The 24,155-nt window shown below is 37.8% G+C and carries 26 protein-coding genes; 23 read left to right on the forward strand and 3 right to left on the reverse strand.

Features of this window, described 5'->3' with window-relative positions; all coding sequences use genetic code 11:
• Window positions 1-62 precede the first annotated feature (62 nt).
• Window positions 63-971: a homoserine O-acetyltransferase MetA gene (gene metA, locus RCG25_RS09625; protein WP_308083449.1), complete on the reverse strand. Its 909-nt coding sequence runs from the start codon at window positions 969-971 to the stop codon at window positions 63-65.
• A gap of 241 nt (window positions 972-1,212) precedes the next feature.
• Between metA and RCG25_RS09630 the strand changes: the two genes are divergently transcribed.
• From RCG25_RS09630 to RCG25_RS09705, 16 genes are all read left to right on the forward strand, one after another.
• On the forward strand, window positions 1,213-2,892 hold the full coding sequence (locus RCG25_RS09630) for a formate--tetrahydrofolate ligase (protein ID WP_308083450.1): 1,680 nt from the start codon (window positions 1,213-1,215) through the stop codon (window positions 2,890-2,892).
• Between the two features lie 208 nt (window positions 2,893-3,100).
• Window positions 3,101-3,634 carry a hypothetical protein gene (locus RCG25_RS09635; RefSeq protein ID WP_308083451.1) on the forward strand — a complete coding sequence of 178 codons (534 nt, stop codon included), beginning with the start codon at window positions 3,101-3,103 and terminating at the stop codon, window positions 3,632-3,634.
• A 330-nt stretch (window positions 3,635-3,964) separates the two neighbouring features.
• A complete protein-coding gene (locus RCG25_RS09640) occupies window positions 3,965-4,813 on the forward strand; it encodes a DegV family protein (protein ID WP_308083452.1) in 849 nt (282 codons plus the stop codon).
• A 63-nt stretch (window positions 4,814-4,876) separates the two neighbouring features.
• Window positions 4,877-5,032: a hypothetical protein gene (locus RCG25_RS09645; RefSeq protein WP_308083453.1), complete on the forward strand. Its 156-nt coding sequence runs from the start codon at window positions 4,877-4,879 to the stop codon at window positions 5,030-5,032.
• Between the two features lie 69 nt (window positions 5,033-5,101).
• The gene (locus RCG25_RS09650; RefSeq protein ID WP_308084145.1) at window positions 5,102-5,752 is read left to right on the forward strand and encodes an HD domain-containing protein; all 651 of its coding nucleotides are present in this window, start codon (window positions 5,102-5,104) and stop codon (window positions 5,750-5,752) included.
• Complete coding sequence (locus tag RCG25_RS09655) at window positions 5,749-7,638, forward strand: ABC-F family ATP-binding cassette domain-containing protein (RefSeq protein ID WP_308083454.1); 1,890 nt, start codon at window positions 5,749-5,751, stop codon at window positions 7,636-7,638. The genes RCG25_RS09650 and RCG25_RS09655 overlap by 4 nt, the downstream gene beginning before the upstream one ends.
• 10 nt (window positions 7,639-7,648) lie before the next feature.
• Window positions 7,649-8,782, forward strand: a complete 1,134-nt coding sequence (locus RCG25_RS09660; protein ID WP_308083455.1) for a conserved virulence factor C family protein — start codon at window positions 7,649-7,651, stop codon at window positions 8,780-8,782.
• A 72-nt stretch (window positions 8,783-8,854) separates the two neighbouring features.
• Entirely contained in the window at window positions 8,855-9,289 is a 435-nt protein-coding gene (locus tag RCG25_RS09665) for a BrxA/BrxB family bacilliredoxin (RefSeq protein ID WP_308083456.1), read from the forward strand.
• Between the two features lie 239 nt (window positions 9,290-9,528).
• The gene (locus RCG25_RS09670; RefSeq protein WP_308083457.1) at window positions 9,529-10,302 is read left to right on the forward strand and encodes a class I SAM-dependent methyltransferase; all 774 of its coding nucleotides are present in this window, start codon (window positions 9,529-9,531) and stop codon (window positions 10,300-10,302) included.
• A gap of 348 nt (window positions 10,303-10,650) precedes the next feature.
• Window positions 10,651-11,241: a YpjP family protein gene (locus RCG25_RS09675; RefSeq protein ID WP_308083458.1), complete on the forward strand. Its 591-nt coding sequence runs from the start codon at window positions 10,651-10,653 to the stop codon at window positions 11,239-11,241.
• Window positions 11,242-11,344: 103 nt separating this feature from the next.
• Window positions 11,345-11,926, forward strand: a complete 582-nt coding sequence (locus RCG25_RS09680) for a TerD family protein (RefSeq protein WP_308083459.1) — start codon at window positions 11,345-11,347, stop codon at window positions 11,924-11,926.
• Between the two features lie 141 nt (window positions 11,927-12,067).
• A complete protein-coding gene (locus RCG25_RS09685) occupies window positions 12,068-12,838 on the forward strand; it encodes a TerC family protein (RefSeq protein ID WP_308083460.1) in 771 nt (256 codons plus the stop codon).
• A gap of 82 nt (window positions 12,839-12,920) precedes the next feature.
• Complete coding sequence (locus tag RCG25_RS09690) at window positions 12,921-14,108, forward strand: HpcH/HpaI aldolase/citrate lyase family protein (RefSeq protein ID WP_308083461.1); 1,188 nt, start codon at window positions 12,921-12,923, stop codon at window positions 14,106-14,108.
• The gene (locus RCG25_RS09695) at window positions 14,059-15,405 is read left to right on the forward strand and encodes a phosphoribosyltransferase family protein (protein ID WP_308083462.1); all 1,347 of its coding nucleotides are present in this window, start codon (window positions 14,059-14,061) and stop codon (window positions 15,403-15,405) included. The genes RCG25_RS09690 and RCG25_RS09695 overlap by 50 nt, the downstream gene beginning before the upstream one ends.
• An 11-nt stretch (window positions 15,406-15,416) precedes the next feature.
• Window positions 15,417-16,538 (forward strand): cysteine protease StiP family protein, encoded by a 1,122-nt coding sequence (locus RCG25_RS09700; protein WP_308083463.1) that lies wholly within the window; start codon window positions 15,417-15,419, stop codon window positions 16,536-16,538.
• On the forward strand, window positions 16,535-17,335 hold the full coding sequence (locus RCG25_RS09705; protein ID WP_308083464.1) for a hypothetical protein: 801 nt from the start codon (window positions 16,535-16,537) through the stop codon (window positions 17,333-17,335). Before RCG25_RS09700 ends, RCG25_RS09705 begins: the two co-directional genes overlap by 4 nt.
• Here the strand turns inward: RCG25_RS09705 and RCG25_RS09710 are convergent.
• Window positions 17,332-17,577, reverse strand: coding sequence for a hypothetical protein (locus RCG25_RS09710; protein ID WP_308083465.1), 246 nt, complete (start codon window positions 17,575-17,577; stop codon window positions 17,332-17,334). The two genes, RCG25_RS09705 and RCG25_RS09710, sit on opposite strands and share 4 nt — an antisense overlap.
• 267 nt (window positions 17,578-17,844) lie before the next feature.
• Here RCG25_RS09710 and RCG25_RS09715 point away from each other — a divergent pair, with 267 nt between their 5' ends.
• The 6 genes from RCG25_RS09715 (at window position 17,845) to RCG25_RS09740 (ending at window position 23,289) form a co-directional block, all read left to right on the forward strand.
• Window positions 17,845-19,482, forward strand: coding sequence for a YceG family protein (locus RCG25_RS09715; RefSeq protein ID WP_308083466.1), 1,638 nt, complete (start codon window positions 17,845-17,847; stop codon window positions 19,480-19,482).
• Between the two features lie 33 nt (window positions 19,483-19,515).
• Window positions 19,516-20,589 (forward strand): toxic anion resistance protein, encoded by a 1,074-nt coding sequence (locus RCG25_RS09720; protein WP_308084146.1) that lies wholly within the window; start codon window positions 19,516-19,518, stop codon window positions 20,587-20,589.
• Between the two features lie 47 nt (window positions 20,590-20,636).
• A complete protein-coding gene (locus tag RCG25_RS09725; protein WP_308083467.1) occupies window positions 20,637-21,248 on the forward strand; it encodes a TerD family protein in 612 nt (203 codons plus the stop codon).
• 32 nt (window positions 21,249-21,280) lie between these two features.
• Window positions 21,281-21,859 (forward strand): TerD family protein, encoded by a 579-nt coding sequence (locus RCG25_RS09730; RefSeq protein ID WP_308083468.1) that lies wholly within the window; start codon window positions 21,281-21,283, stop codon window positions 21,857-21,859.
• Window positions 21,860-22,009: 150 nt separating this feature from the next.
• Complete coding sequence (locus RCG25_RS09735) at window positions 22,010-22,804, forward strand: thymidylate synthase (RefSeq protein WP_308083469.1); 795 nt, start codon at window positions 22,010-22,012, stop codon at window positions 22,802-22,804.
• Window positions 22,801-23,289: a dihydrofolate reductase gene (locus RCG25_RS09740; RefSeq protein ID WP_308083470.1), complete on the forward strand. Its 489-nt coding sequence runs from the start codon at window positions 22,801-22,803 to the stop codon at window positions 23,287-23,289. Before RCG25_RS09735 ends, RCG25_RS09740 begins: the two co-directional genes overlap by 4 nt.
• A 59-nt stretch (window positions 23,290-23,348) precedes the next feature.
• On the opposite strand, the gene RCG25_RS09745 is transcribed toward RCG25_RS09740, so the two are convergent.
• Complete coding sequence (locus tag RCG25_RS09745; RefSeq protein ID WP_308083471.1) at window positions 23,349-23,588, reverse strand: hypothetical protein; 240 nt, start codon at window positions 23,586-23,588, stop codon at window positions 23,349-23,351.
• Between the two features lie 313 nt (window positions 23,589-23,901).
• Between RCG25_RS09745 and RCG25_RS09750 the strand changes: the two genes are divergently transcribed.
• Complete coding sequence (locus RCG25_RS09750; RefSeq protein ID WP_066256906.1) at window positions 23,902-24,096, forward strand: twin-arginine translocase TatA/TatE family subunit; 195 nt, start codon at window positions 23,902-23,904, stop codon at window positions 24,094-24,096.
• Window positions 24,097-24,155: the final 59 nt, after the last annotated feature.

Raw genomic sequence — 24,155 nt, forward strand, 5'->3', positions numbered from 1 at the left:
AATGAAAGTTAAATACAAAAAACAAGCACTGGATATTTCCAGTGCTTGTTTGCTTATTGCTCCTATTCCCATGTAAAAGGTGTTTCTTGATAAACATAATAATTAAGCCAATTTGAAAAAAATAAGTGACCGTGTGACCTCCAGCGGTTGATTGGTGGCTGAGTAGGATCATTATTAGGAAAATAGTTTTCAGGCATATGAATTTCTAGCCCTTTATTTAAATCCCTTGAATATTCTTGTGCTAAAGAATCAGATTCATATTCTAAATGACCAGTAATCATGACATGCTTTCGATCACGTGACGCAATTAATAATGCTCCAGCGTCCTCTGAAGCAGCTAATAATTTTAATTGTGGATTAGTTTTAATTGCTTCAATTGATACATCTGTGTAGCGAGAATGGGGAGCATAAAAAATATCGTCAAATCCACGTAGTAAAATATCATTTTGTTCAAATATTCGATGTGCATAAATGCCAGAGCATTTTCGTTCTAGTTCGAATTTGCCAATATCATATTGATAGTACAGAGCAGCCTGTGCACCCCAGCAAATATGTAAGGTAGAAGTAACATTGGTGTTCGTCCACTCCATGATTTCCGTTAACTCTGGCCAATACTTTACTTGGTCAAATTCTAAAAGCTCCACTGGGGCGCCTGTAATAATCATTCCATCGAATTTTTGATTTTTAATTTGTGAAAAAGTAGTATAAAACTGTTCTAAATGCTGTTTGCTAGTATGTGTAGATTCATATGAATTTGTTTTTAAGAAATTCACGTTAATCTGTAACGGTGTATTTCCGAGTAATCGTAATAACTGTGTCTCTGCTTTTTCTTTTTCAGGCATCAGATTTAAAATAAGAATATTTAATGGTCTGATGTCCTGAGTAGTTGCACGTTCGTTGTCCATGATAAAAATATTTTCTTGTTCCAGCACTTCCCGAGCAGGTAATAGCTTTGGAATGTTAATAGGCAAGTGACCATCCCCTTATTTTTGTAGTTCCACGTTTACTTTTATAAGTTAATCCATTAATACAACCGTAAGTAATACATGTCAATGAATATTTTTAAAATTCGATATTTACATTATAAACATTATTATAAATTCAGAAAAGATAATATTTTGTTCATAATTTTTATCGGAATGAAACAGCTTATTTGATACAATGAGAATGTAGTCTTATATTAATAGCTGAATGCGGGGGATTAATTTGGTTATGACGAAAGTAAAGTCAGACATTGAAATTGCGCAAGAATCAAAGATGAAGCCGATTGTTGAAATCGCTGAAAAAATTGGTTTAGTAGAAGATGATCTTGAACTATACGGAAAATATAAAGCAAAAATCTCCAATGAAGCTCTATCCAAACTGAAAACGAAAGAAAGTGGGAAGATTATTCTTGTCACTTCAATTAATCCAACTCCTGCCGGTGAAGGAAAATCGACAGTCACTGTGGGATTAGGGGATGCCCTCAATCGTATTGGAAAAAAAGCTATGATTGCGATGCGAGAACCATCTTTAGGACCGACTATGGGTATAAAAGGCGGAGCAACGGGTGGAGGATATTCTCAAGTTCTTCCAATGGAGGATATTAACCTGCATTTTACTGGAGATTTACATGCAATTACGACTGCAAACAATGCCCTCGCAGCATTAATAGATAATCATCTCCAACAGGGAAATGAATTACAGATTGACCAGCGTCGAATTGTTTGGAAACGGGCCGTTGATTTAAATGACCGTGCCTTACGAAAGGTCATCATTGGCCTAGGAGGCCCACTTCAAGGTGTCCCACGTGAAGACGGCTTTGATATTACGGTAGCCTCTGAAATTATGGCAGTATTATGCTTAGCAACCGATTTAAAAGATTTAAAGTTACGATTATCTCGTATGGTCGTTGCTTATAATTATAATAAAGAACCTGTTACAGTTGGGGACCTGGGAGTTGAAGGTGCATTAACCTTGTTGTTAAAAGAGGCTATTAAGCCTAATTTAGTTCAAACAATTGAACATACTCCTGCACTTATCCACGGCGGACCTTTTGCTAATATTGCCCACGGATGCAATAGTGTAATTGCCACAACTGCAGCAACCAAATTAGCCGACTACGTCATTACTGAAGGCGGCTTTGGAGCTGATCTAGGTGCAGAGAAATTTCTACATATAAAATCAAGAAGTGCGGGAATTAAACCAGAAGCTGTAGTTATTGTTGCGACCATTCGCGCGCTTAAAATGCATGGAGGTGTAGCAAAAACTGAGTTAGCCAAGGAAAATGTTGCTTCCTTAACGCTTGGTTTTGCTAACCTGCAAAAGCATATCGAAACCATAAAAAGCTTTGGGTTACCAGTTGTTGTTGCCATTAATAAATTTATCACCGATACAGATTTAGAGGTACAAACATTATTAGAATGGTGTGAACGAGAAAACGTGGCCGTTGCTTTAACAGAAGTGTGGGAAAAAGGTGGAGCAGGTGGTATAGAGCTTGCTAATAAGCTATTATCGGTCATCGAAAAAGAAGAGAACAAATTCCAGCCGTTATATGAATTGTCTGATTCACTTGAGCAAAAAGTAAGAACCATTGTGCAAAAGGTGTACGGTGGAAAAGATGTTGAATTCTCACCAAAAGCGAAAAAGCAATTAATTGATTTTGAAAAGTTCGGTTGGTCCAATTTGGCAATCTGTATGGCAAAGTCACAATATTCCTTATCTGATGACCCTGCAAAGCTTGGAAGACCCACAGACTTTATCGTCACGGTAAGAGAATTTAAACCATCCATTGGGGCTGGCTTTATTGTTGCGTTGACAGGAGAAGTAATGACCATGCCTGGACTACCTAAAAAACCAGCTGCATTAAATATGGATGTTGATGAAAACGGAAATGCAGTAGGTCTTTTCTAAAGGCTGTGTTAGAGAACAGGGTTGATTTTTACACCTTGTTGATTGGAGCGGAAGGCACGAAGACTCCTGTGGGAGTATGGTTCAGGGGAGACCCCGCAGGCGCAAGCGCCGAGGAGGCTCGCCGAAACACCCACGAACCGCTCGTGCCTGGAGCGGAAATCAACAGGCAATTTTAGCAGAGCCTTTCTAAAAAGGAGTCGAATGATAGATGTTTGATCCAACAGCCTTTGATAATATGAAAGTAATTGTTGAAGGTGCACTATATGACAGGGACCTTAGTGGGGAGATAATGATTACCGACCGCAATGACATAATCAATATGGCCAAAATGTCCCGTCATTTCAACATTAGCTTCTCCATTCCACAAGGAGAGACAAAAGCTGTTTTAGGAAAAATAGAACTGGAATCCAAGCTTGTCCATTTATCAGCAGAGCTTCTGCCATGTTCTCATACTGAACAGCTTGTCGGCTGTTTGGTAAAGCTTTATTTTACCTTTGATATAGAAGAGGTTGAAATTGATTACTATGAAGTAAATACGATTCTTTTTGGTATATGGGGAAATTCAAGGAAAATTACACTATCCATTCAACATGAGCCACTACAGCCTACTAAAAGGGAAAAAGGGATAATAACAGTGGACTTTGAACGCTTAATAACCGAAGCCCAAATGGATGATTTAGTTGAAATGACAGATTTCATGATAACGACCCAACAAAAATTAACAGAGTATCTAAATAAATAACTGTACATTTATGATTAAAGGCTGTCTCATTTGAGAACAGCCTTTTATTTATGCATTGGCTTTATTAATGCCGTATATAAATTTGACACAGCTGTTGATTGGAGCTGAAGGCGCGAAGACTCCTGCGGGAGTAGCGGTCACGGGTGACCCCGCAGGAGTGAGCGACGAGGAGGCTCCCGGAACGCCCGCGGAAAGCGAAGCGCCTGGAGCGGAAATCAACAGACAATTTTAGTAGCTTCAAGTTTTAAATATTTACAATATTCAAATTAAAAGGTACGATATTATTACCTAGATAATATGACCTCATACTAATTATAAGGGGAGATCACATTGGTCAAAACGGCATGGGTTACGGATAGTACCGCTTTTTTAGACGAGGAATTAAAAAATCATCCAGATTTATATACAGTACCATTAACCATTTTGCTAGATGGGGAGGAATTCTCAGATGGAATTGACTTATCTCCCGCAGAACTATTTGAAAGATTAAAGCATTTGAATACTCCACCTAAAACATCACAGCCTTCTATTGGTGCGTTTCAGGAACTATATGAACGGCTTGCAAAGGAATACGACCAGATCGTAACCGTCCTTCTTTCGGGTAAACTTAGTGGCACAGTGTCCTCTAGTGAGCAAGCGGCAAAACTTGTAGATATCCCTGTCACTACTTTTGATTCGAAAATACTCACCTATCCCATGACGGCCATACTGAAAAAAGGAATGGAACTACTTAATAGTGGTAGCAATCTAGAATCCGTTCTTGATCACATGGGGAAAATTAGGGATACAAATGAGACCTATGTCCTGGTAGGGAGCTTAGAGCAACTTCATCGTGGCGGTAGAATGAATGGGGTACAATTTTTCTTGGGCAGCTTGCTAAACGTGAAGCCGATTATATCGATCGAAGACGGGGTGCTTAATGTAAAGGAAAAAGTTCGCAGTGAGAAAAAGGCAAAGGAAAAAATCCTAGATTATTTAAAATCCTCCTATGAGAAGTATCAGTTTAAGGAAGTTTATATTTTGTACGGGTTACATGAAGACCAGGCAAATAGCTGGAAAATTGATTTAGAACAACAGTTTCCAGCATTAACAGTAATTTGCTGTCCATTAGGTGCTGTCATTGGCGTACACGCAGGAGAAAACACGCTTGGAATTAGCTGGCACAATGCATTGAAATAACTTTTTCATCTGAAGTGCATACTAATAACGCATTCAATATACAAAAAAAGAAGGAGATGCGTTATGAGTAAGCAAGGAAGACAAAATGCAAATCAAACAAGATCGCAAATTGAAAAACAGGATAATAAAAACGATGTTGAACTTGGTAATGAGTTTCAAATTGGAAACTCAGGGTCTCAAAGTCAGAAGAAGAGCGGACGTCAAGTAAACAAAAAATAACTCCGATATGTCGGGGTTATTTTTTTGCCGTTTTTCATGGTAAAATAGCTAGGGTGAAAGTAGGTGCACATAGTGAAAAATCAAATCATTGAGAAGACAGAGGCGTTTGTTCGAAATGGACTAGGTGAAGATGTGACTGGGCATGATTGGTATCATGTTGACCGTGTTCGAAAGAATGCTTTACATATATGCAAGGAAGAAAAGCAAGGAGATCCATTTATTATTGAAATGGCCGCACTGCTACATGATATCCCGGATGAAAAACTAAATGAAAGTCTCGAAAAAGGGAGAGCCAAACTGGTTTCTTTTCTTCAATCAATTACACTTTCTAGTGAAGAACATTCGCATATCCTCCAAATAATCCATTCTATTTCATATAAAGGCGGCAGTAAAACAGATCTTGAGTCTGTTGAAGCTAAAATAGTCCAGGATGCTGACCGTTTAGATGCTATTGGAGCAATCGGAATTGCAAGGGCGTTTGCATATGGCGGTAAAAAAGGACAGCAAATATACGACCCGAACATTCAAGTAAGGGAAAAAATGAGCCTGGAAGAATATCGAAAAGGGAAATCAACTAGCATCCATCATTTTTACGAGAAGCTGCTAAAATTAAAAGATTTATTAAATACGGATGCAGCAAAAAGCATGGCTGAGAGTCGTCACCACATAATGGGTCTATTTTTAGAACAATTTTTCCAAGAATGGGAGGGACAAGTATGAAAATGCTCACTGTAGAGAATGTTTCGAAAACGTATGGCGAGAAACAACTCTTTAACAATATATCATTTACAATCAGTGAAAAAGAGCGTGTTGGTTTAATCGGAATAAATGGAACCGGGAAATCCTCCTTACTAAGTATTATCGCTGGTTTGGATCAGGCGGATGAGGGAAAAATTATCGCTGGGAAAGATTATTCTATTTCGTTCTTAAATCAACAGCCAGACTTGGATGCTAGTAAAACAGTACTTGAGCAAGTTTTTCATGGCGAAGCACCAATATTAAAGCTAATGCGTGAATATGAAAAAACTTTGTTATTACTTGACACAGCTCCAAACGACACGTCTATACAAGAAGAACTTTTTCAATTACATAAACAAATGGATGCATTAAATGCATGGGATGCGAGTACGAATGCCAAGTCAATCTTAATGAAATTAGGAATTGAAGATTTTACAAAGAAAATTGGCGAGCTTTCTGGCGGACAAAAAAAGCGGGTTTCTTTAGCGCAAGTATTAATTGAAGAGCCAGATTTACTAATATTAGATGAACCAACAAACCATCTCGATTTTGATTCTGTCAAATGGCTGGAAGATTATTTAAGGAGATATAGCGGATCCATCCTTTTGGTTACACATGATCGTTACTTTTTAGATCGTGTGGCTAATAGAATGTTTGAATTGGATGGTGGAAATCTTTATAGCTATAAGGGCAACTATGCAGCCTTTTTAGAAGCGAAGGCCATTCGTGAAGAGAATGAAGCGGCAACTTTTGAAAAAAGAAAGAATCTTTTCAGACGTGAGCTTGAATGGATGAGACGTGGTGCAAAAGCAAGAACAACCAAGCAAAAGGCTAGAATACAACGTTTTGAAGATCTTGATGATAAGCTTTCAAGTGGAAAATCGACAGGCGAGAAGCTTGATATTTCTTTGCATGGAAGCAGGCTTGGTAAACAGGTTTTTGAACTAAAGAACGCATCTAAGAGATATACGGATAAAACAATCTTGAATCACTTTGATATACTAGTAAAACCGGGTGACAGGATTGGGATTATTGGACGAAATGGTACGGGAAAATCAACACTATTAAATATACTTGCAAAAAAAATTCCGCTTGATGATGGAGAATTCATCATGGGGCAAACCGTCAAAATCGCTTACTATACACAAGAAAGCGAAGATATGGATGAAAATAAGCGGATGATTGAATACATTAAGGAAACGGCCGAAATTGTTGAAACATCGGATGGAAAGACGATTTCTGCCGCTCAAATGCTGGAACGTTTTCTATTCCCGCCATATTCTCATGGAACACCTATTCGAAAGCTATCAGGTGGAGAAAAACGACGACTATATTTATTGAAGCTTTTAATGACAGCACCAAATGTTCTTATGCTAGATGAACCGACCAATGATTTGGATACACAAACATTAACCGTTTTAGAAGATTATCTTGATGAATTTCCAGGAGTGGTTATTACAGTCTCCCATGATCGTTACTTCCTGGATAAGGTGGTTGAACAGCTTCTTGTGTTACGAGGTGAAGGGATTATTGATTCTTTCTACGGGAATTATACAGAATACCTTGAAAAAGAAACTACTTTAGAAGTCCAAAAAACGAATACTGGACTAACCCAGCCTGTTAAAACTCCAGAAAAAGAAAAAAAGAAGAACATGACCTATATGGAGAAAAAGGAATTGGGAGAAATAGATGAAGTAATCGCAAAAACCGAATCACGCTTAGAAGAAGTAGCTGAGCTAATGGCGAATATTGGTAGTGATTTTACAAAAGCACAGGAATTAATGAAGCAGGAAGCAGAATTAAACGAAAAGCTTGAGCAATTAATTGAGCGCTGGTCGTACCTCTCAGAGCTTGCCGAAAAAGAATGAGGTGATTGTGTTGAAAATTAAGGCGATTGAACCAACGCCAAGTCCAAATACGATGAAGATAATTTTAAATCAAGAACTCCCAATGGGAAAAAGTCATAACTATAAAAAAGAAAACGCAACTGATGCACCAATCATCATACAGGATATCTTACACATTGAGGGCATCAAGGGCGTCTATCATGTGGCAGATTTTCTTGCTGTTGAAAGAAACGCGAAATACGATTGGAAGGAATTATTGCCAAAGGTCCGATCTGCCTTTGGTGAACTGGATGTAGAGGCGGCAGATACGAGAAAAGTGGATGAACACTTTGGTGAAATAAAGGTTGAAATTCAACTATTTAAAGATATTCCGTTGCAAGTGAAGCTGTCAGATGGTAACACTGAGCGCAGATTCGGGATGCCGGAATATTTCTTAAAAGCAAGAGAACAAGCACAGCTTCCTGAAGATAATTATATTCTCCTTAGAAAATGGAAGAATGAAGGGGTTCGTTACGGGGAATTTGAGCAAATTGGACAGGATGTGGTAGAAGAATTAATTGCAGCCTATCCTATTGAACGAATTGAAGAACTAGTCGAAAAAGCACAGTCAAATGAACCAATCATAGAACAAAAGACTAGACCTATTCGAAAGAAAGTAACGGCTGAGGATTTAAATCATCCTGATTGGCAGATCCGTTACAAGGCACTAGAACAAATGGAGGATCCTGAGTTGCAGGATTTACCAATACTCGAAAAAGCTATATTAGATGAGAAGCCATCTATTCGGAGACTTGCAACTGTATACCTTGGTATGATTAAAGAAAAGGAAGTTTTACCTCTCCTATATAAGGCACTTAAAGATAAGACTGTAACAGTCAGACGAACAGCAGGCGATTGTTTATCTGATTTAGGCTTCCAAGAAGCACAAGGAGAGATGATAAACGCACTGAAGGACCAAAGTAAATTAGTTCGTTGGCGGGCTGCAATGTTTTTATATGAGGTTGGAGATGAAAAGGCACTAGCTGCTTTAAAGGCTGCTGAGAAAGATCAGGAATTTGAAGTGAGTTTGCAAGTGAAAATGGCCATCGAACGTATTGAAGGTGGAGAAGAAGCAAGAGGTTCTGTTTGGAAGCAAATGACAGAAGCGAGAAAAAACGAGGAATAATAGGATTAAATTGCAAACTCTTGATTGAGTATTGTATTCTAATAGGGATAAAGGGAAACGGAGTGATCAATTATGTCAAATGCATATGAAGAATATATGAAACAAATGGTTTTACCTATGCGCCAAGAGTTGACTAGAGCAGGGTTCGCAGAGCTACAATCAGCAGAAGAAGTTGAGGGATTTATGGAAAATGTAAGTGGTACGACACTTGTAGTGGTGAATTCAGTATGTGGTTGTGCGGCTGGTTTAGCGCGTCCTGCAGCAACTCAAGCTGTATTAAATAGTGAAAAAAAACCTGACCATTTAGTTACTGTTTTTGCTGGACAGGATAAAGAAGCTACTGCTAGAATGCGTGAGTTCTTTGAGGGGATTGAGCCATCTTCACCATCAATGGCACTGTTAAAGGATAACAAGGTAGTTCATTTTATTCCAAGACATGATATTGAAGGTATGCCAATGGAAATGGTTATGCAAAATGTAATGAGTGCACTAGAAGCACATTGCTAAGAAGGATGTCATTCGACGTCCTTTTTTTTGGCTATGTAAAAGAATAGTGTTGATTTTATACCCTGTTGATTGGAGCGGAAGGCGCGAAGACTCCTGTGGGAGTATGGTTCAGGAGAGACCCCGCAGGCGTGATCGCCGAGGAGGCTCGCCGAAACGCCCACGAACCGCTCGCGCCTGGAGCGGAAATCAACATACAAGTTTAACAAAGCCTTTTTTTTAGGGGTAAGTAGGATGATGACATGTTTATAACTACTGCAGGAAGAACAAATCAGCAAATGATTGAAAATGCTATTCATACAGCAAAAACTTTAGAAGTACCCTATGTGCCAAGAAGAAAGAAATCCATATCTCTTTTACAGGAAGAATGGGAGAGTGGATGTCTTGTGGTAGGAAAGGAAAGAATTGAACTATTTGAAAAAGGGAGCACGCAGCCCTTCTTCTTCCATCCTAATTCAGCAATGTTCAGGATTAAGCGGTTGTTACAAGGGGATCACGATCCTTTTGCAGATATTGCTCAGCTTTCAAAAGGAATGACCGTGTTGGATTGCACACTTGGACTTTCATCAGATGCCATTGTAGCAAGCTTCCTCGTTGGGGAAGAAGGGAAGGTGATAGGAATAGAAGGGCAAAAATATTTGGCTTTCATTGTTCAGAAGGGGCTCCAAACATGGGATTCTAGTTTGGAAAGTATGAATGGGGCAATGGAAAGAATTGAAGTCGTTCATTCTTCTTCACTTGATTATTTAAAGAATCAGCCAAATGAATCTGTAGATTGTGTTTATTTTGACCCAATGTTTGAGGAAAGTGTCCTAGAGTCGGATGGAATAAAGGCTTTAGGTCAATTTGCAGTGTACGACGATTTAACAGAAGAATTGTTACAGGAAGCAAATAGGGTAGCTAAAACTCGAATTATATTAAAGGATCATTATAAAAGTACCCGATTTGAAAAATACGGTTTTCAAGTAGCTAGGAGAAAAACCTCTAAATTTCACTTTGGTGTGATTGATAAATAAGGCTGTGTTAAAGAACATTGTTGATTTTTTAACCCTGTTGATTGGAGCGGAAGACGCGAAGACTCCTGTGGGAGTATGGTTCAGGGGAGACCCCGCAGGCGCAAGCGCCGAGGAGGCTCGCCGAAACACCCACGAACCGCTCGCGTCTGGAGCGGAAATCAACAGACAAGTTTAACAAAGCCATAAATAAAGAACTGAAGGCTTTTCGCTTCAGTTCTTTATTTATTACAATATAAAAAATATTAAACTGGTTTTTTCCATTTTTCTAAAAAAAGAAGTATAATATCTTTTAAGATAGTAAAAATTCTAGTAAATATTAACTTCGATAGAATAAGGTGTGAACTAGTGATGAACAAGTGGCTTCGTAAACCGTTATTTGTATTAATTTCTATTTTAACCTTTGGTCTTGTTACACCAACACAACTAATGAATTCTGTATATGCGGAGAACTTCAAAGACATAGATGCTTTTGAAGCGACGGCAGATAGAAATATTACTCGACAAAATGAATTTTATGAAGAATCAGAGTTTAACCGGGAAGAGTTTATGGAACAATTAATAAAGCAGGCAGAAATTCAGTCTTACCAAAAGTTTGGAACAAAAATTAAGCCTGTAATAGAAGATGAATTTCGCGAAGTTATTTTGCCTAATATTGAATTGGCCATTGCACAAACGGCTGACCAATTCCCAGAAGAGGATTTGAAGAACCTTACCATTTCTGAACAGCCAGGTTCTGGTCTTTCAGAAAAAATATTTAATATTAAAAGCCGCTTAACAGGGGAAGATATTTTACGTTTCCATGTTAGACGTGACAATCCACCACAAGCAGGTTACTGGTTTAATTTTCATTATCATACCATTTATGACGGCTATCAAAGCCATTATGAATTAGGAACAATCTATTGGGCTAAAAACACACCTCCTAAGTGGATGAGTTAGGTTAGCAATTTCTATTGAGAACGAAAAAAATTTTTATAATAAATGAAACCTTTTTATGAGAAACTCGTAAATAGACTATTACCTAAAATGGAGGAATGAAAAAATGGCAGTAAGTTTATCAAAAGGTCAAAAAGTTGATTTAACAAAAACAAATCCAGGATTAACGAATGTTGTAGTTGGACTTGGTTGGGACACTAATAAATATGACGGCGGAAATGACTTTGACTTGGATTCATCTGTTTTCCTTTTAGGAGAAAACGGAAAAGTTACCAATGAAACTGATTTTGTTTTTTACAATAATCCGCAAGGAGCAAACGGGGCCGTTGTACATACTGGTGACAATCGCACAGGTGCTGGTGATGGTGATGACGAACAGGTGAAAATTAATCTAACAACAGTTCCAGCAAACGTTCAGCGTATTGCGTTTACAATAACGATCCATGATGCTGACAGCAGAAACCAAAATTTTGGTCAGGTTTCTAACTCCTATGCACGAATTTTTAATGAAGCAACAGGAGAAGAATTAATTCGCTATGATTTAGGGGAAGATTTCTCAATTGAAACTGCGATTGTTGTTGGAGAGTTGTATCGTCATAACGGTGAATGGAAATTTAGTGCAATCGGCAGTGGTTATCAAGGTGGTTTAGCAGCACTTGCAACTGACTTTGGTTTATCTGTAGGTTAATAAATAGAATGGAGAAGACCCAGGTGTTCATGGGTCTTTTTACAAAATGTATACTTCATTTAAATACTGAGCTAAAGCGCCTGAGACTTCCTTATAATCCAAGGGCGCTTAGGCTTTTCTACTCTAGGAGGAATTTTTTTAATGTCTGTTTTAAATCATATCTTAGACACGTATTCTCAATTTTTTAATTGGAGTATGTGGGCAGAAGTATTAACAAATCCCGTAAGCTGGGGCTTGATTGGTACACTTGTTATTCTAGAAGGCTTACTATCAGCTGATAACGCGCTTGTTCTAGCAGTAATGGTTAAGCACTTGCCACCTGAAAAACGAAAGAAAGCTCTATTCTATGGACTATTAGGTGCCTATGCTTTCCGTTTTATTGCAATCGGAATTGGAGTATTCCTGATTAAGCTTTGGTGGGTAAAAATATTGGGAGCAGGCTATCTTGCATGGTTATCAATCAAGTACTTTATTGATAAACGAAAAGGCTCTGAAGAGGGCGATGAAGAGTCTGAGGGGTTAAATCAAAGTGGTTTACTCATTCGCTTATTTGGTACCTTCTGGGGAACAGTTGTAGCGGTTGAATTAATGGATATTGCCTTCTCTGTGGACAGTGTTCTAGCTGCCTTTGGAGTAAGTGAACAGGTTTGGGTATTACTAGTTGGAGGTATGCTTGGCGTATTAATGATGCGAGGAGTTGCAGGTGTATTCTTAACATTGATAGACCGCGTACCTGAACTTGAAACAACAGCATATATCTTAATTCTTATCATTGCCTTAAAGATGCTTCTAGCTGTATTCCATATAGATATGGGACATTTAACGTTCTTTATTATCCTATTAGTGACATTCGGAGCTACATTTGTCGTTCACTTTATGAATAAAAAGAAAGAAGAAAGTAAAGGCAATTAATTTAATTTTATAATAATATTAAAAGGGGAGCTGACGAAAGTCTGTTTCCTTTATTTTTTACCTTATAACGAGGAGAAATAAAATGAATTTTTTTACCTATTTCTATGAGGAGGAGCTTAATCGTTTCTTCTATAAAAGACCCCAAACCTTTAATAAATACTTTAATCGTGAGCTGTTGTCATATGGATTAGGAGCAACACTTTACATGCCGGCAACACGTCCAAACATCCATCAAGAGATTCTTTCAAAAAAGCATGAGGGATTAACCTCGCTTGTTATCGATCTTGAAGATGCAGTGGGTGATAACGAGGTTGATAGAGCAGAAATGCTTCTTATGACTGAGTTGCTTAAACTGTACGGAGAATTGAATAAAGGATTTTTAAATTTTGTAGACTTACCGTTGATGTTTATAAGGGTTCGTAATTTAGAACAATTTAAAAGGGTGAATGAACAATTAGGAGAAGCGACCAAGCTTCTTACAGGGGTCGTTTTACCAAAGTTCACTGCAGAATGTGGTGAAGAGTTATTAACTGAGGTCCTAAAAGTTCATACAAACGAGCACCCCTTTTATGCAATGCCAATCCTAGAGACAGCAACAGTCATCCAAAAGGAAACAAGAATGGAAGAATTAATGAATATTAAGCACCTACTCGACCGGTATAAGGGAAATATTCTGAATGTTCGAATAGGGGCGACTGACTTCTGTGGGTTATATGGGATTAGAAGAAGTGCTGACACAACCGTATATGATATTGCTGTATTAAGAGATTGCATTTCAGATATAATAAATGTTTTTCAGAGATTTGATTGCCCATATGTTGTATCAGGGCCGGTATGGGAATACTTTTCTGCTAAAAAAAGAATGTTAAAGCCTCAGCTAAGGCAAACCCCTTTCCGTGAAAGATATGGTGATGAAGGGCTGAAGTGGAGAGCTAAATTAATAGATGAGAACACAGATGGTTTCATTCGGGAAGTCCTTATGGATATCGCAAACGGTTTGACTGGAAAGACGATTATCCATCCATCACATATTAAAATAGTTCAAGCTCTTAATGTAGTTTCCTATGAGGAATATATGGATGCGAAAAATATAATTGAAGCAGCAACGGGAGACATTGGAGTATTTAAGAGCGACTTTTCTAATAAAATGAATGAGATAAAGCCTCACTATTATTGGGCAAAAAAAATGATCTTAAAATCACAGCTTTACGGGGTGTTACATGAAGAATTCACAACCATTGACCTTATCAAAAAAGAAGTATACGTTTAATATCCTTGATGCGATTGAAACGGAAATAGAAATAGAAAAAAATATGTACGATTTACCAATTGATGAGCTTTTTACGATGGCTGCGAGAATCAATAAAAAGCGCTCGTTCCTATTTGTAAGCAAAGTATTAGGCAAACATTTACCCATCCAACCATATAAGGGTTTGCTGACGGCTGCTTTATTAGCTGTTAGATACATGGAATCGGTTAAGGGGTTACATTGTGAGGAAAAAGAAGAGCTAGTGTCCTTATTTTCAAAAGAAGGAGAAACATACAACCATCTTCCGTTTGTGCCAAATTCGATTCAACCTGTTGTAATAGGGTTTGCAGAAACGGCAACTGCACTCGGTCATGCTTTCTTTGATTGTTTCTATACAGCTGAATTCTTTCATACAACAAGAGAGGAAATGCGGGAGGAAAATCCAAACGTCACTTTTGAGGAAGAACATTCACATGCAACCTCCCACCGGTGCTACATTCCCAATAACATGATTAATAACCAACGGGAAATTATTCTAGTAGACGATGAAATAACAACTGGGAAAACAGCATTAAATATCATCCAGTCTATTCATGCAAATTACCCAAGAGAAGAATATACAGTTGTTTCCATATTGGATTGGCGTTCACAAGAAAATAAAAATAGATTTAAACAGCTTGAGAACGAACTGGGTATAAAGATTCACGTGGTAAGTCTAGTAGCTGGCCATGTACAAATTAAGCAGCATAAAGAAATTATTAGTCAAACTCCTGGAAATAATGGGAATAATAAGGCGGAGCAGTCAGTCGAATTTCTGCAATTGTTTTCTTTGTTTACCCCAGTCCCCTTTTCCTCTAAGACGATTGGGAATAAGGCACCATATATCCAAGAAACGGGTCGTTTTGGTCTCCGTAGTTATGAAAACTCTTTTCATGAAAAAATATCAGAGGCAGCTTGTTACTTAGAGCAAAAAAGGACAGGTGAAAAAACGCTTTGTTTAGGTACAGGAGAGTTTATGTATCTTCCTATGCAGCTTGCTTCTAAGATGGGAAAGGGTGTGTATTATCACTCCACCACTAGAAGTCCAATACATGTAGAAAATAAAATGGGATACGGGGCTCAGTTCGGTGTGACATTTCCCAATCCAGAAGATTTAACAGTTACAAATTTTGTTTATAACATTCCACCAGATTATTATGATGAAATATTTATTTTTTTTGAGAGAGAAGTAGAGTTAGAGAATCTCCAGCCCTTACTAGACGAACTTAAACGTATAGGGGTGCCATCAATAAAGATCGTCTTTTTTTCTAAAAGTTAGAGGTGAAAGAAATGCAAAAAACAGTCAATAAGCCTGCAAAAATGGGGACATACCATGAAGATGATGTGCTTTTCTTACTTAAAGATTTAAGTGAAATAAAGCTTGAGGACTCAACAGCAAACCGGGAATTGATGGTTCAATCAGGTATGCATTATAGCGAATCATTACCTATCGAGTACCAGCCTCCAGAAGAATATGTTGAATTATTCTGGAAAACATTGATGGAATACAAACAAAAAGTGGCTTTGTCTGTAGGGATTGTGGCGGAACAAATCTACCAAATAAAAGAGAATAAGACTGTTCTCGTTTCTTTAGCACGAGCAGGAACTCCAGTAGGAATATTGATTAAGAGATATCTTAAATTCCGATACAATGTATCTTTGCCCCATTATAGCATCTCTATTATCAGAGATCGGGGAATCGATGAAAAAGCCCTTCAGTATATTATCAGCGAGCATCCAGATGGTGCCATTCAATTTGTTGACGGCTGGACAGGAAAAGGGGCCATTTCGATTGAATTAACAAAGGCCTGTCAGGAATTTGAACGAAAATACGGGACAAAGCTTGATGATACACTTGCTGTTATTGCAGATCCAGGCTACTGTACAACTCTATTTGGTACGAGGGAGGATTTCTTGATTCCGAGTGCATGTTTAAATTCAACTGTTTCCGGTCTTGTTAGCAGGACTGTACTAAATAAAACATACATTGGAACAGACGATTTTCACGGTGCTAAATTTTACAGGGATTTGCTTCCTGCTGATGTTTCAAATGAATTTATCCATCTAATCTCTACTGAGTTTTCTACGATTTGGGAGGAAGCGGCCGATATTTCATCGCAGAAGAAACACGAAAAAATAGAAACGGGATTTCTAGGGATGCAGGATGTAATGAAAATCCAAGCAGAATTTGCCATTGAGAACACACATTATATAAAACCTGGAGTAGGAGAAACAACGAGGGTTCTTCTGCGAAGGGTTCCATGGAAAATTCTCATGCGTGATCCTTCAAGCCCATTTGTTAAACACATTCTCATGCTTGCCGAGGAAAAAGGGGTTGAGGTCGTGGAATATCCTGAGTTACGTTATTTATGCTGCGGCATAATTAAGTCGGTGAAGGAGAATAAAAAATGATAGTTGCTTCTGACCTTGACCGAACCATCATTTATTCAAAAAGAGCAATGGCTGATCTAGAAGAACAACCAGAAGGGCAATTGAAGCTGGTAGAAATAAAAGATGGTGAACAGGTTGCCTTTATGACAGAAGCAGCCTTATTTGCCCTTGAAATGATTTCTCAGAAAAGCTTGTTTATTCCAGTTACAACGAGGACAACAGACCAGTTTAACAGATTATCTATTTTTAAAAACAAGATTGAATTCAAATATGCGATAACTACTAATGGGGCTGTTATTTTAGAACATGGAAAGCCTATAGAGGGATGGACAGAGTATGTGAAAAATAGATTGAGAATGGAATCCGCTTTAGAAGAGGAACTACTGTCAATTTTTCAAAGAGAGGGTATCCGTTTTGATGGGATAAAAAAGCAGGCAGGGAAGCTTTTTTTCTATTTTATTTTAAATAGCCTTCCATCAACAGTCGAAATGCAATTAATCAATGATTTAGTTGGAAAGGTTGGCTGGAGAATTTCAATACAGGGGAGAAAACTATATTTTATTCCGCTGGCAATTAGTAAAGGAAGTGCACTTGAATATCTCTGTCAAACTGAAGGAACCCAAGCAATAGCAGGTGCAGGGGACTCCATTTTAGATTGGGATTTTCTACAGAAATGTCAATATCGGTTCGTTCCCAACCAGGGTGAGCTTGCTAAGGCGACAGATACGAGTGATCTTATTTTTACTAAAAGTCGTGGGGTATGTGCGGGTGAAGAAATTCTCCAACAGGTTTTAGAACTGTTGCCACTTAAAGTTTAATTCTTTTTCATTAACCTATTAAAAACAAAAAAGTATAGGCAGGAAAATAGACTATAAAAAGCAAAAAAGAAAAGAATGGACATGACAAGTGAATGCATAACGGGGAAAAGAAGAAGGGTAAAGATGATACTGAAAATAAATAAGTCCAAGTAAATAAATAAATCAGATACCATTACTTCCATTACCGTATTTAATTCCTCTTGCATTTGCTCCATACTTGGACGTTTATAGAGAAATCTCATTCGAGTCACCTACTTTAGTATGAGTACTCAAATAGTATGTAAGGACAAGAAAAAAGGTGAAAAATGAAGAAATCACTTTAATAACGAAACATTTTTGAGGCACATTCGTATTAACAAATGAACCAATTAAATAACTGTGATATGATGATAAGGAACCTTACATAATTTTCTATTATTATGCGGAAGTGCTTAAGTACTGAAGCAGGACAAAGTATATAGATCTTCTTTGGAAAATAAGCTTTCGCTTCTAGAGGGAAGGGATTATGAATGTATCCACCATTAAATCAATTGAACGTCCGTCCTATATCCCTAACGTATGAAAATTGGTTTGATCTGTTAAAAAAAACCTTACCAGAACGGCCCCATTTTTCATTAGAAAATGGAACCATCCAGATTGGGCAAGTATTAGGTAAATTTCTAGGGATTCCAATTGACACGGATGAATACTACAACCAGTTATTTGATTATGTAAACTCTGAAGAATGGGGGTTACAGTTATTAAGTGAGGATTCACTTGATAAAACAATAAATAACACGTATTTTCAGTCCATTCAAAAAGTGATCAATATTAATCAAGAGCAAAAATTGTCAATTAACCGCTTTGCAGCCTTTCTTGATGGGGAGCAGCTTTTGTTAAAGTCAAAAGTACCTGTCATTCACCGGAAATTAAGGGAAGCGATGATTGCCACACTTGAATTGTACGCTACCCTTGAGAAGGATGGGCTTAAGAATCACGAACTAAGGCGAGTTCTCGTTGATTTGGTGAAGTGGTCAATCAATCATTTACAGTCAGAATTAGACCATGCGGATCCTGAGAGGGCCATGCCCAAATATCTTTGGTATGGCAATTTTAAGAAAAGTCACCAATATTTTTTATATTATTTAATAAAGCTTGGCTGTGATATCGTCGTTTTTGATCCTGAGGGTAAAGATATACTAGCAGGTTACGTTTCAGAACCGGTCTTCACTCATCACTATCCAAATAGACTTCCTGCAGAGACCTTTCCTAAGGAAAGAAGAAACAGGAAATCAACGGTTGCCTATCGGGCCTCAAAAGAGATTGAGACGATTTTAAACCAAGAAGGATCCGGACTTTATAAACCATGGCAGTTAAGGGAATATACCCCATCTTCCATTACGTTAAAAACTACATATGACGAGCTATTTATCCTTTGTAAAGAGATAGCAATGATCCGTCCGGATTTTGAAGTAGGTGAAGGACAAGTTAAGATTCCCTCTATTTTTGCAAAAGTCCAGGGTGTGAGTAAGAATCGTAAAGAATATTGGGACCGCCTTCAATCTCTTAGTCAGTTGGAGCACAGTTACCTCATTCGACAACTACCCTTTACGATGCAGAGTACCAGCGATTTTCGCTTCCATTACCGGAATGCCCTTGGGAAGGATGGCTTGCTAGAACCTGAAAAAATGATGCAGGCACACTATTGGCCCTATTCATTCTTAGCATCTGGATTACAAAAGGGAATCGCTCATGCAATTAGGAAAATCTGTGAGAAACCAGGTTTAAAGCTTTTGCCGATGGAAAGTTTAGAAGATGTGAAAATGTATTTGTTTACTCAGGCTCAATTTATGCCAAAAAGGATCATTCAATTGCTTGAGAGATTTGATTATTCCCAGCAGGTTCCTAAATTGATTATCTTTAATAATGAATTATCCGGCATGCTTTCAAGGTCGGATGCAGCATTGCTTCTGCTCTTAAATCAATTTGGTATAGATATCATCCTTTATAATCCACCAGGCCATAATGACATTGAAAATTATATCGATGAACGATTATTCGATAAACACTGGCTTGAGGAAATGGTCTTTGATTTGGAATATAAAGAGCCTTCTGTTTTTAAAAAGGGGCTTTTTCAAGGAATACTAAAAAACTTAAGGGGAGATTAAGTAGTGACTTTACCTTCAAATCAATCTAGCGGTATGATGCCAATAAGCGATAATGACAAACTATCAGAAACAAAAGCTTCTGATATCAAGCTAGCACTCCGTAAAGAACCAGAAGTTCAAAATTTAGTCCGTACGATTGATGAGCGAGACCAAATTCAAGTGTTGGAATTCGGGAAAGAACCAGCCGTGCAAATTTCTCGCTTTTCTGATCAAATTCTCAGCAATATGCGGACAACAAAAGTAGAAGATTCTGGTGAACTTCTGAAACAACTTGGACGCATCATGGATAAATTTGATGCTAAGGACTTTCAGAAGACATCTGGTGGTATTTTCGGAAAGCTATTTAAAAAGGGCGAAAAAATGGTAGAAAAGCTTTTTGGAAAATACCAGACGATGGGCTCTGAAATCGACAAGATTTACATCGAAATCTCCAAATACCAGCATGAGATGGTTGATTCAACCAATATGCTTGAACAAATGTATGAGCAAAACTACCAATACTATTTGACACTTGAAAAGTACATTGTTGCGGGTGAAATGAAAGTAGAGGAGCTGAAGAACAATCAGCTGCCACAGCTAGAATCACGGGTTGCATCAGGAGATCAATTAGCATCCATGCAGTTAGATACATTAAAAAATGTCATTGAGCTACTAGAACAGAGAATATATGACTTAGAAATGGCGAAAATGGTATCGCTACAGACAGCACCGCAAATACGCTTATTGCAAAGAGGGAATACAAAGCTGATAGGAAAAATTAATTCAGCATTTGTGACGACGATCCCTATTTTTAAAAATGGATTAATTCAAGCAGTTGCAGCAAAGCGTCAGAAGCTTGTTGCTGATTCTATGAGTGAGCTTGACCGCAGAACCAATGAAATGCTGCTTAAAAATGCTCAGAATATTTCACAACAGAGCACTGATATTGCAAGGTTAGCAGGTGCTCCAAGCATTAAAATTGAAACAATTGAAGAGTCTTGGAATATCATCATCAAGGGTATGCAGGAAACAAAGGCGATTGAAGAAGAAAATAAACGGTTGCGTGTGGAAGGTACAAAACGTTTAGAGCAGTTACAGGAAAACTTTAAGAGATTGAAACAATCATAATTATTTTTATTGTGATAATTTAAAAAATCTAATTTGAGGTGAATGACATGGCTATTAACTTACAAAAAGGGCAGCGAGTGGATTTAACGAAAGGAAATCCAGGACTTACTAAAATCCTGGTAGGATTAGGTTGGGATCCAGTTCAAAGCGGAGGGGGCGGCGGCTTGTTTGGCGGTTTGTTCGGCGGCGGCAGTGCTCCAAATGTTGACTGTGATGCGTCAGTTATTATGCTTGGTTCGAATGATAAGCTTCAAAATAATAAAGATGTTATCTATTTTGGTAATTTACGAAGCAATGACGGCAGTGTACAACACTCAGGAGACAACTTAACAGGGGACGGAGACGGTGATGACGAGCAGGTAATGATTGACTTAAGTAGAGTGCCGTCAAACATACAGAAACTTGTTTTCGTTGTTAATATTTATGACTGTGTGAAAAGAAAACAGCATTTTGGAATGATTCAAAATGCATTCATTAGGGTAGTAAATCCTTCTAATAACCAGGAACTGATCCATTATAATCTAACTGACAATTACAGTGGATTAACATGTCTTGTGACAGGTGAACTATACCGACATGGAAATGACTGGAAGTTCGCTGCGATTGGCAGTGGTACTAATGCAGCTAGCCTTTCTGAAGTGGTTCGTTCTTATAGTTAATTTGTTATTATTGTCAAAATGAGGTGATACGTTTGGGAATTAATTTATCAAAAGGACAAAGAATCGACTTAACGAAAACAAATCCCGGATTAACGAAGGTCATCATCGGTCTTGGCTGGGATACAAATCGCTATCATGGCGGAAATGATTTTGATCTTGATGCATCGGCATTTTTAGCAGATGCCAACAGCAGGGTGACGGAAGATCTGGACTTTATTTTTTACAATAACTTGGTGCATACCTCAGGTGCCGTTGAACATACTGGCGACAACCGCACGGGTGAGGGTGACGGGGATGATGAGCAAATTAAGATTGATTTTAGTAAGGTTCCATCCCATATTAGTCGGATTGCCATTACTGTAACCATCCATGATGCTGAAGCGAGAAACCAGAATTTTGGTCAAGTCAGTAATGCCTTTGCTCGGGTAGTAGACGAAGAAACAAACCGTGAAATCCTAAGATTTGACCTGGGTGAAGATTTTTCTGTTGAAACTGCTGTTGTGATTTGTGAGCTTTATCGTCACAATGGTGATTGGAAATTCAATGCAGTAGGTAGTGGTTTTGCAGGAGGCTTGGCTGCCCTCTGTAGAAACTTTGGATTAGAAGTATAAATATAAAAACTAGAGGCGGGCATTGTGCTAGCCTCTTTTCTTTGGTATGCACCGAAAACATTTCTATTTAATGACCAACTTCATTAAACTTCCGGAAAATTTTTATGTTAAAATGAAAAAATATGAATGACAGGAAGGGGAGTGTACGAAGTGAAGCAATATTTAGAGTTATGTGAGCATGTATTAAAAAATGGTACCGTAAAAGGGGACCGAACGGGGACTGGAACGGTTAGTACGTTTGGGTATCAAATGAGATTTAATTTAGAGGACGGATTTCCACTAGTAACTACAAAAAAACTACATCTAAAATCTATTATTTATGAATTGCTATGGTTTTTAAAAGGCGATACCAATGTTCGTTACCTTCAGGAAAATGGGGTACGAATATGGAATGAATGGGCAGATGAATTTGGTGAATTAGGACCTGTATATGGACATCAATGGCGGTCATGGACAGGCGCAGACGGAAAAACAGTGGATCAGATTAGTGAGCTAATCCATCAGATAAAAACAAATCCAAACTCAAGAAGACTATTGGTCAATGCCTGGAATGTCGCAGAAATCGACCATATGGCATTACCTCCGTGTCATTGTATGTTCCAATTTTATGTTGCTGATGGAAAGTTATCCTGTCAGTTATATCAACGCTCAGCGGATGTATTTCTTGGAGTCCCATTCAATATTGCTTCCTACGCACTTTTAACATATATGATTGCTCAAGTGTGTGATTTAAAGCCCGGTGAATTTATTCATACCTTTGGAGATGTTCATATTTATCAAAATCATCTAGAACAAATCAAGCTCCAATTAGGAAGAGAGCCAAAGAGGCTACCAACTCTGAAAATTAATCCAAATGTAAAGGATATTTTCTCATTTGAGTATGATGATTTTACTTTAGAGGGTTATGAAGCTCATCCACACATCAAAGGAGTTGTCAGTGTATGATTTCTTTTATCGTTGCAATGGACGAAAATAGAACGATTGGAAGAGAAAATCAGTTACCCTGGCATTTACCGGAAGACTTAAAATTTTTTAAAAAGGTGACGATGGGTCATCCAATTGCAATGGGGAGAAAAACGCACGAGTCCATAGGTCGTGTCCTACCAGGCAGGGAGAATATTGTGATTACCCGTCAGGAAGGCTACCAAAGCGAAGGCTGTACGATGTTTTACTCGGTTGAGGAGTTTGTGAACTATTGCCGAGGTGTGGACGATGAGATATTTGTCATTGGCGGAGCGGAAATTTTCCGTGAGGCATTTCCCTATGTTGACTGCTTGTACATAACGCTAATACATGAAACATTTGAAGGAGATACATACTTTCCTCCATTTGACCTAAGTCAGTGGGAACTTACATCCCGCGAAAAAGGGCCAATAAATGAAAATAACCCATATGATTATGAATTTAGAATCTATAAAAGGAAAGTTTAGAAGGTTTCAATCATAAAAAATAAGCATCAGCAATTTTTGCTGGTGCTTTCTTTTCTCTATTAAAAATAGGAACCATTCACTTCGTAATCGGCTATTTTCGCAAGCATACCTCTAAATTCATGTGGATGGCAAAACTCTTCTTCATGAAAGTGCTTTTTCACCCAAGCAATTAACTCATTTGAGCTATTAAAATATTCCCCACTTCGATCACTTTTTCGAATGGTGTATCTGCCATTGTCATCATCAATGGTTACCTCAACAGGGAGAGCTCCATCAAAACTGCATAGTGAAAATTCCATCCTCATCACATCCATTCCTTATAATTTCCTTTAGTATATGTCCTTATGGTTCAAATTATATGCAAAAAAAGTATAGTTGTCAAAATATTTTAAAAATTCTATCATAAAAATGGTCATTGACTTCAATAGAGGTAATTGTTAAATTGTCTATAGTGTTATAAAACAAAGTTGGAAATGCTAAAAATCACTCTGCTGTTAGTTTTACACGATTTTGTGAATTTACTATGAATTTTGTTGGATATTTAACGCAAACTGGTTTTTCAATACTATAATCATAGTAGAAATATACAACACTTGAAGGGGATGTAAATCCATGTTTTCAAATATCGGAGTACCCGGACTAATTTTGATTTTAACTCTTGCTCTAATCATTTTTGGACCAAAGAAGCTTCCTGAAATTGGACGTGCGTTTGGGCAAACATTAAAGGAATTTAAAAAGTCGACACGTGAACTTACAGACGATGTAATGAAGGATATTGACGAAGAAAAGAAAAACTTGACAAAATAAGGTGTAAGATTTCGTGTCTTGCACCTTTTCTTCTCGGAATTTTAACTATAAATACATGA

It is taken from the genome of Neobacillus sp. PS2-9 (assembly GCF_030915525.1).
GTDB lineage: Bacteria > Bacillota > Bacilli > Bacillales > Cytobacillaceae > Neobacillus.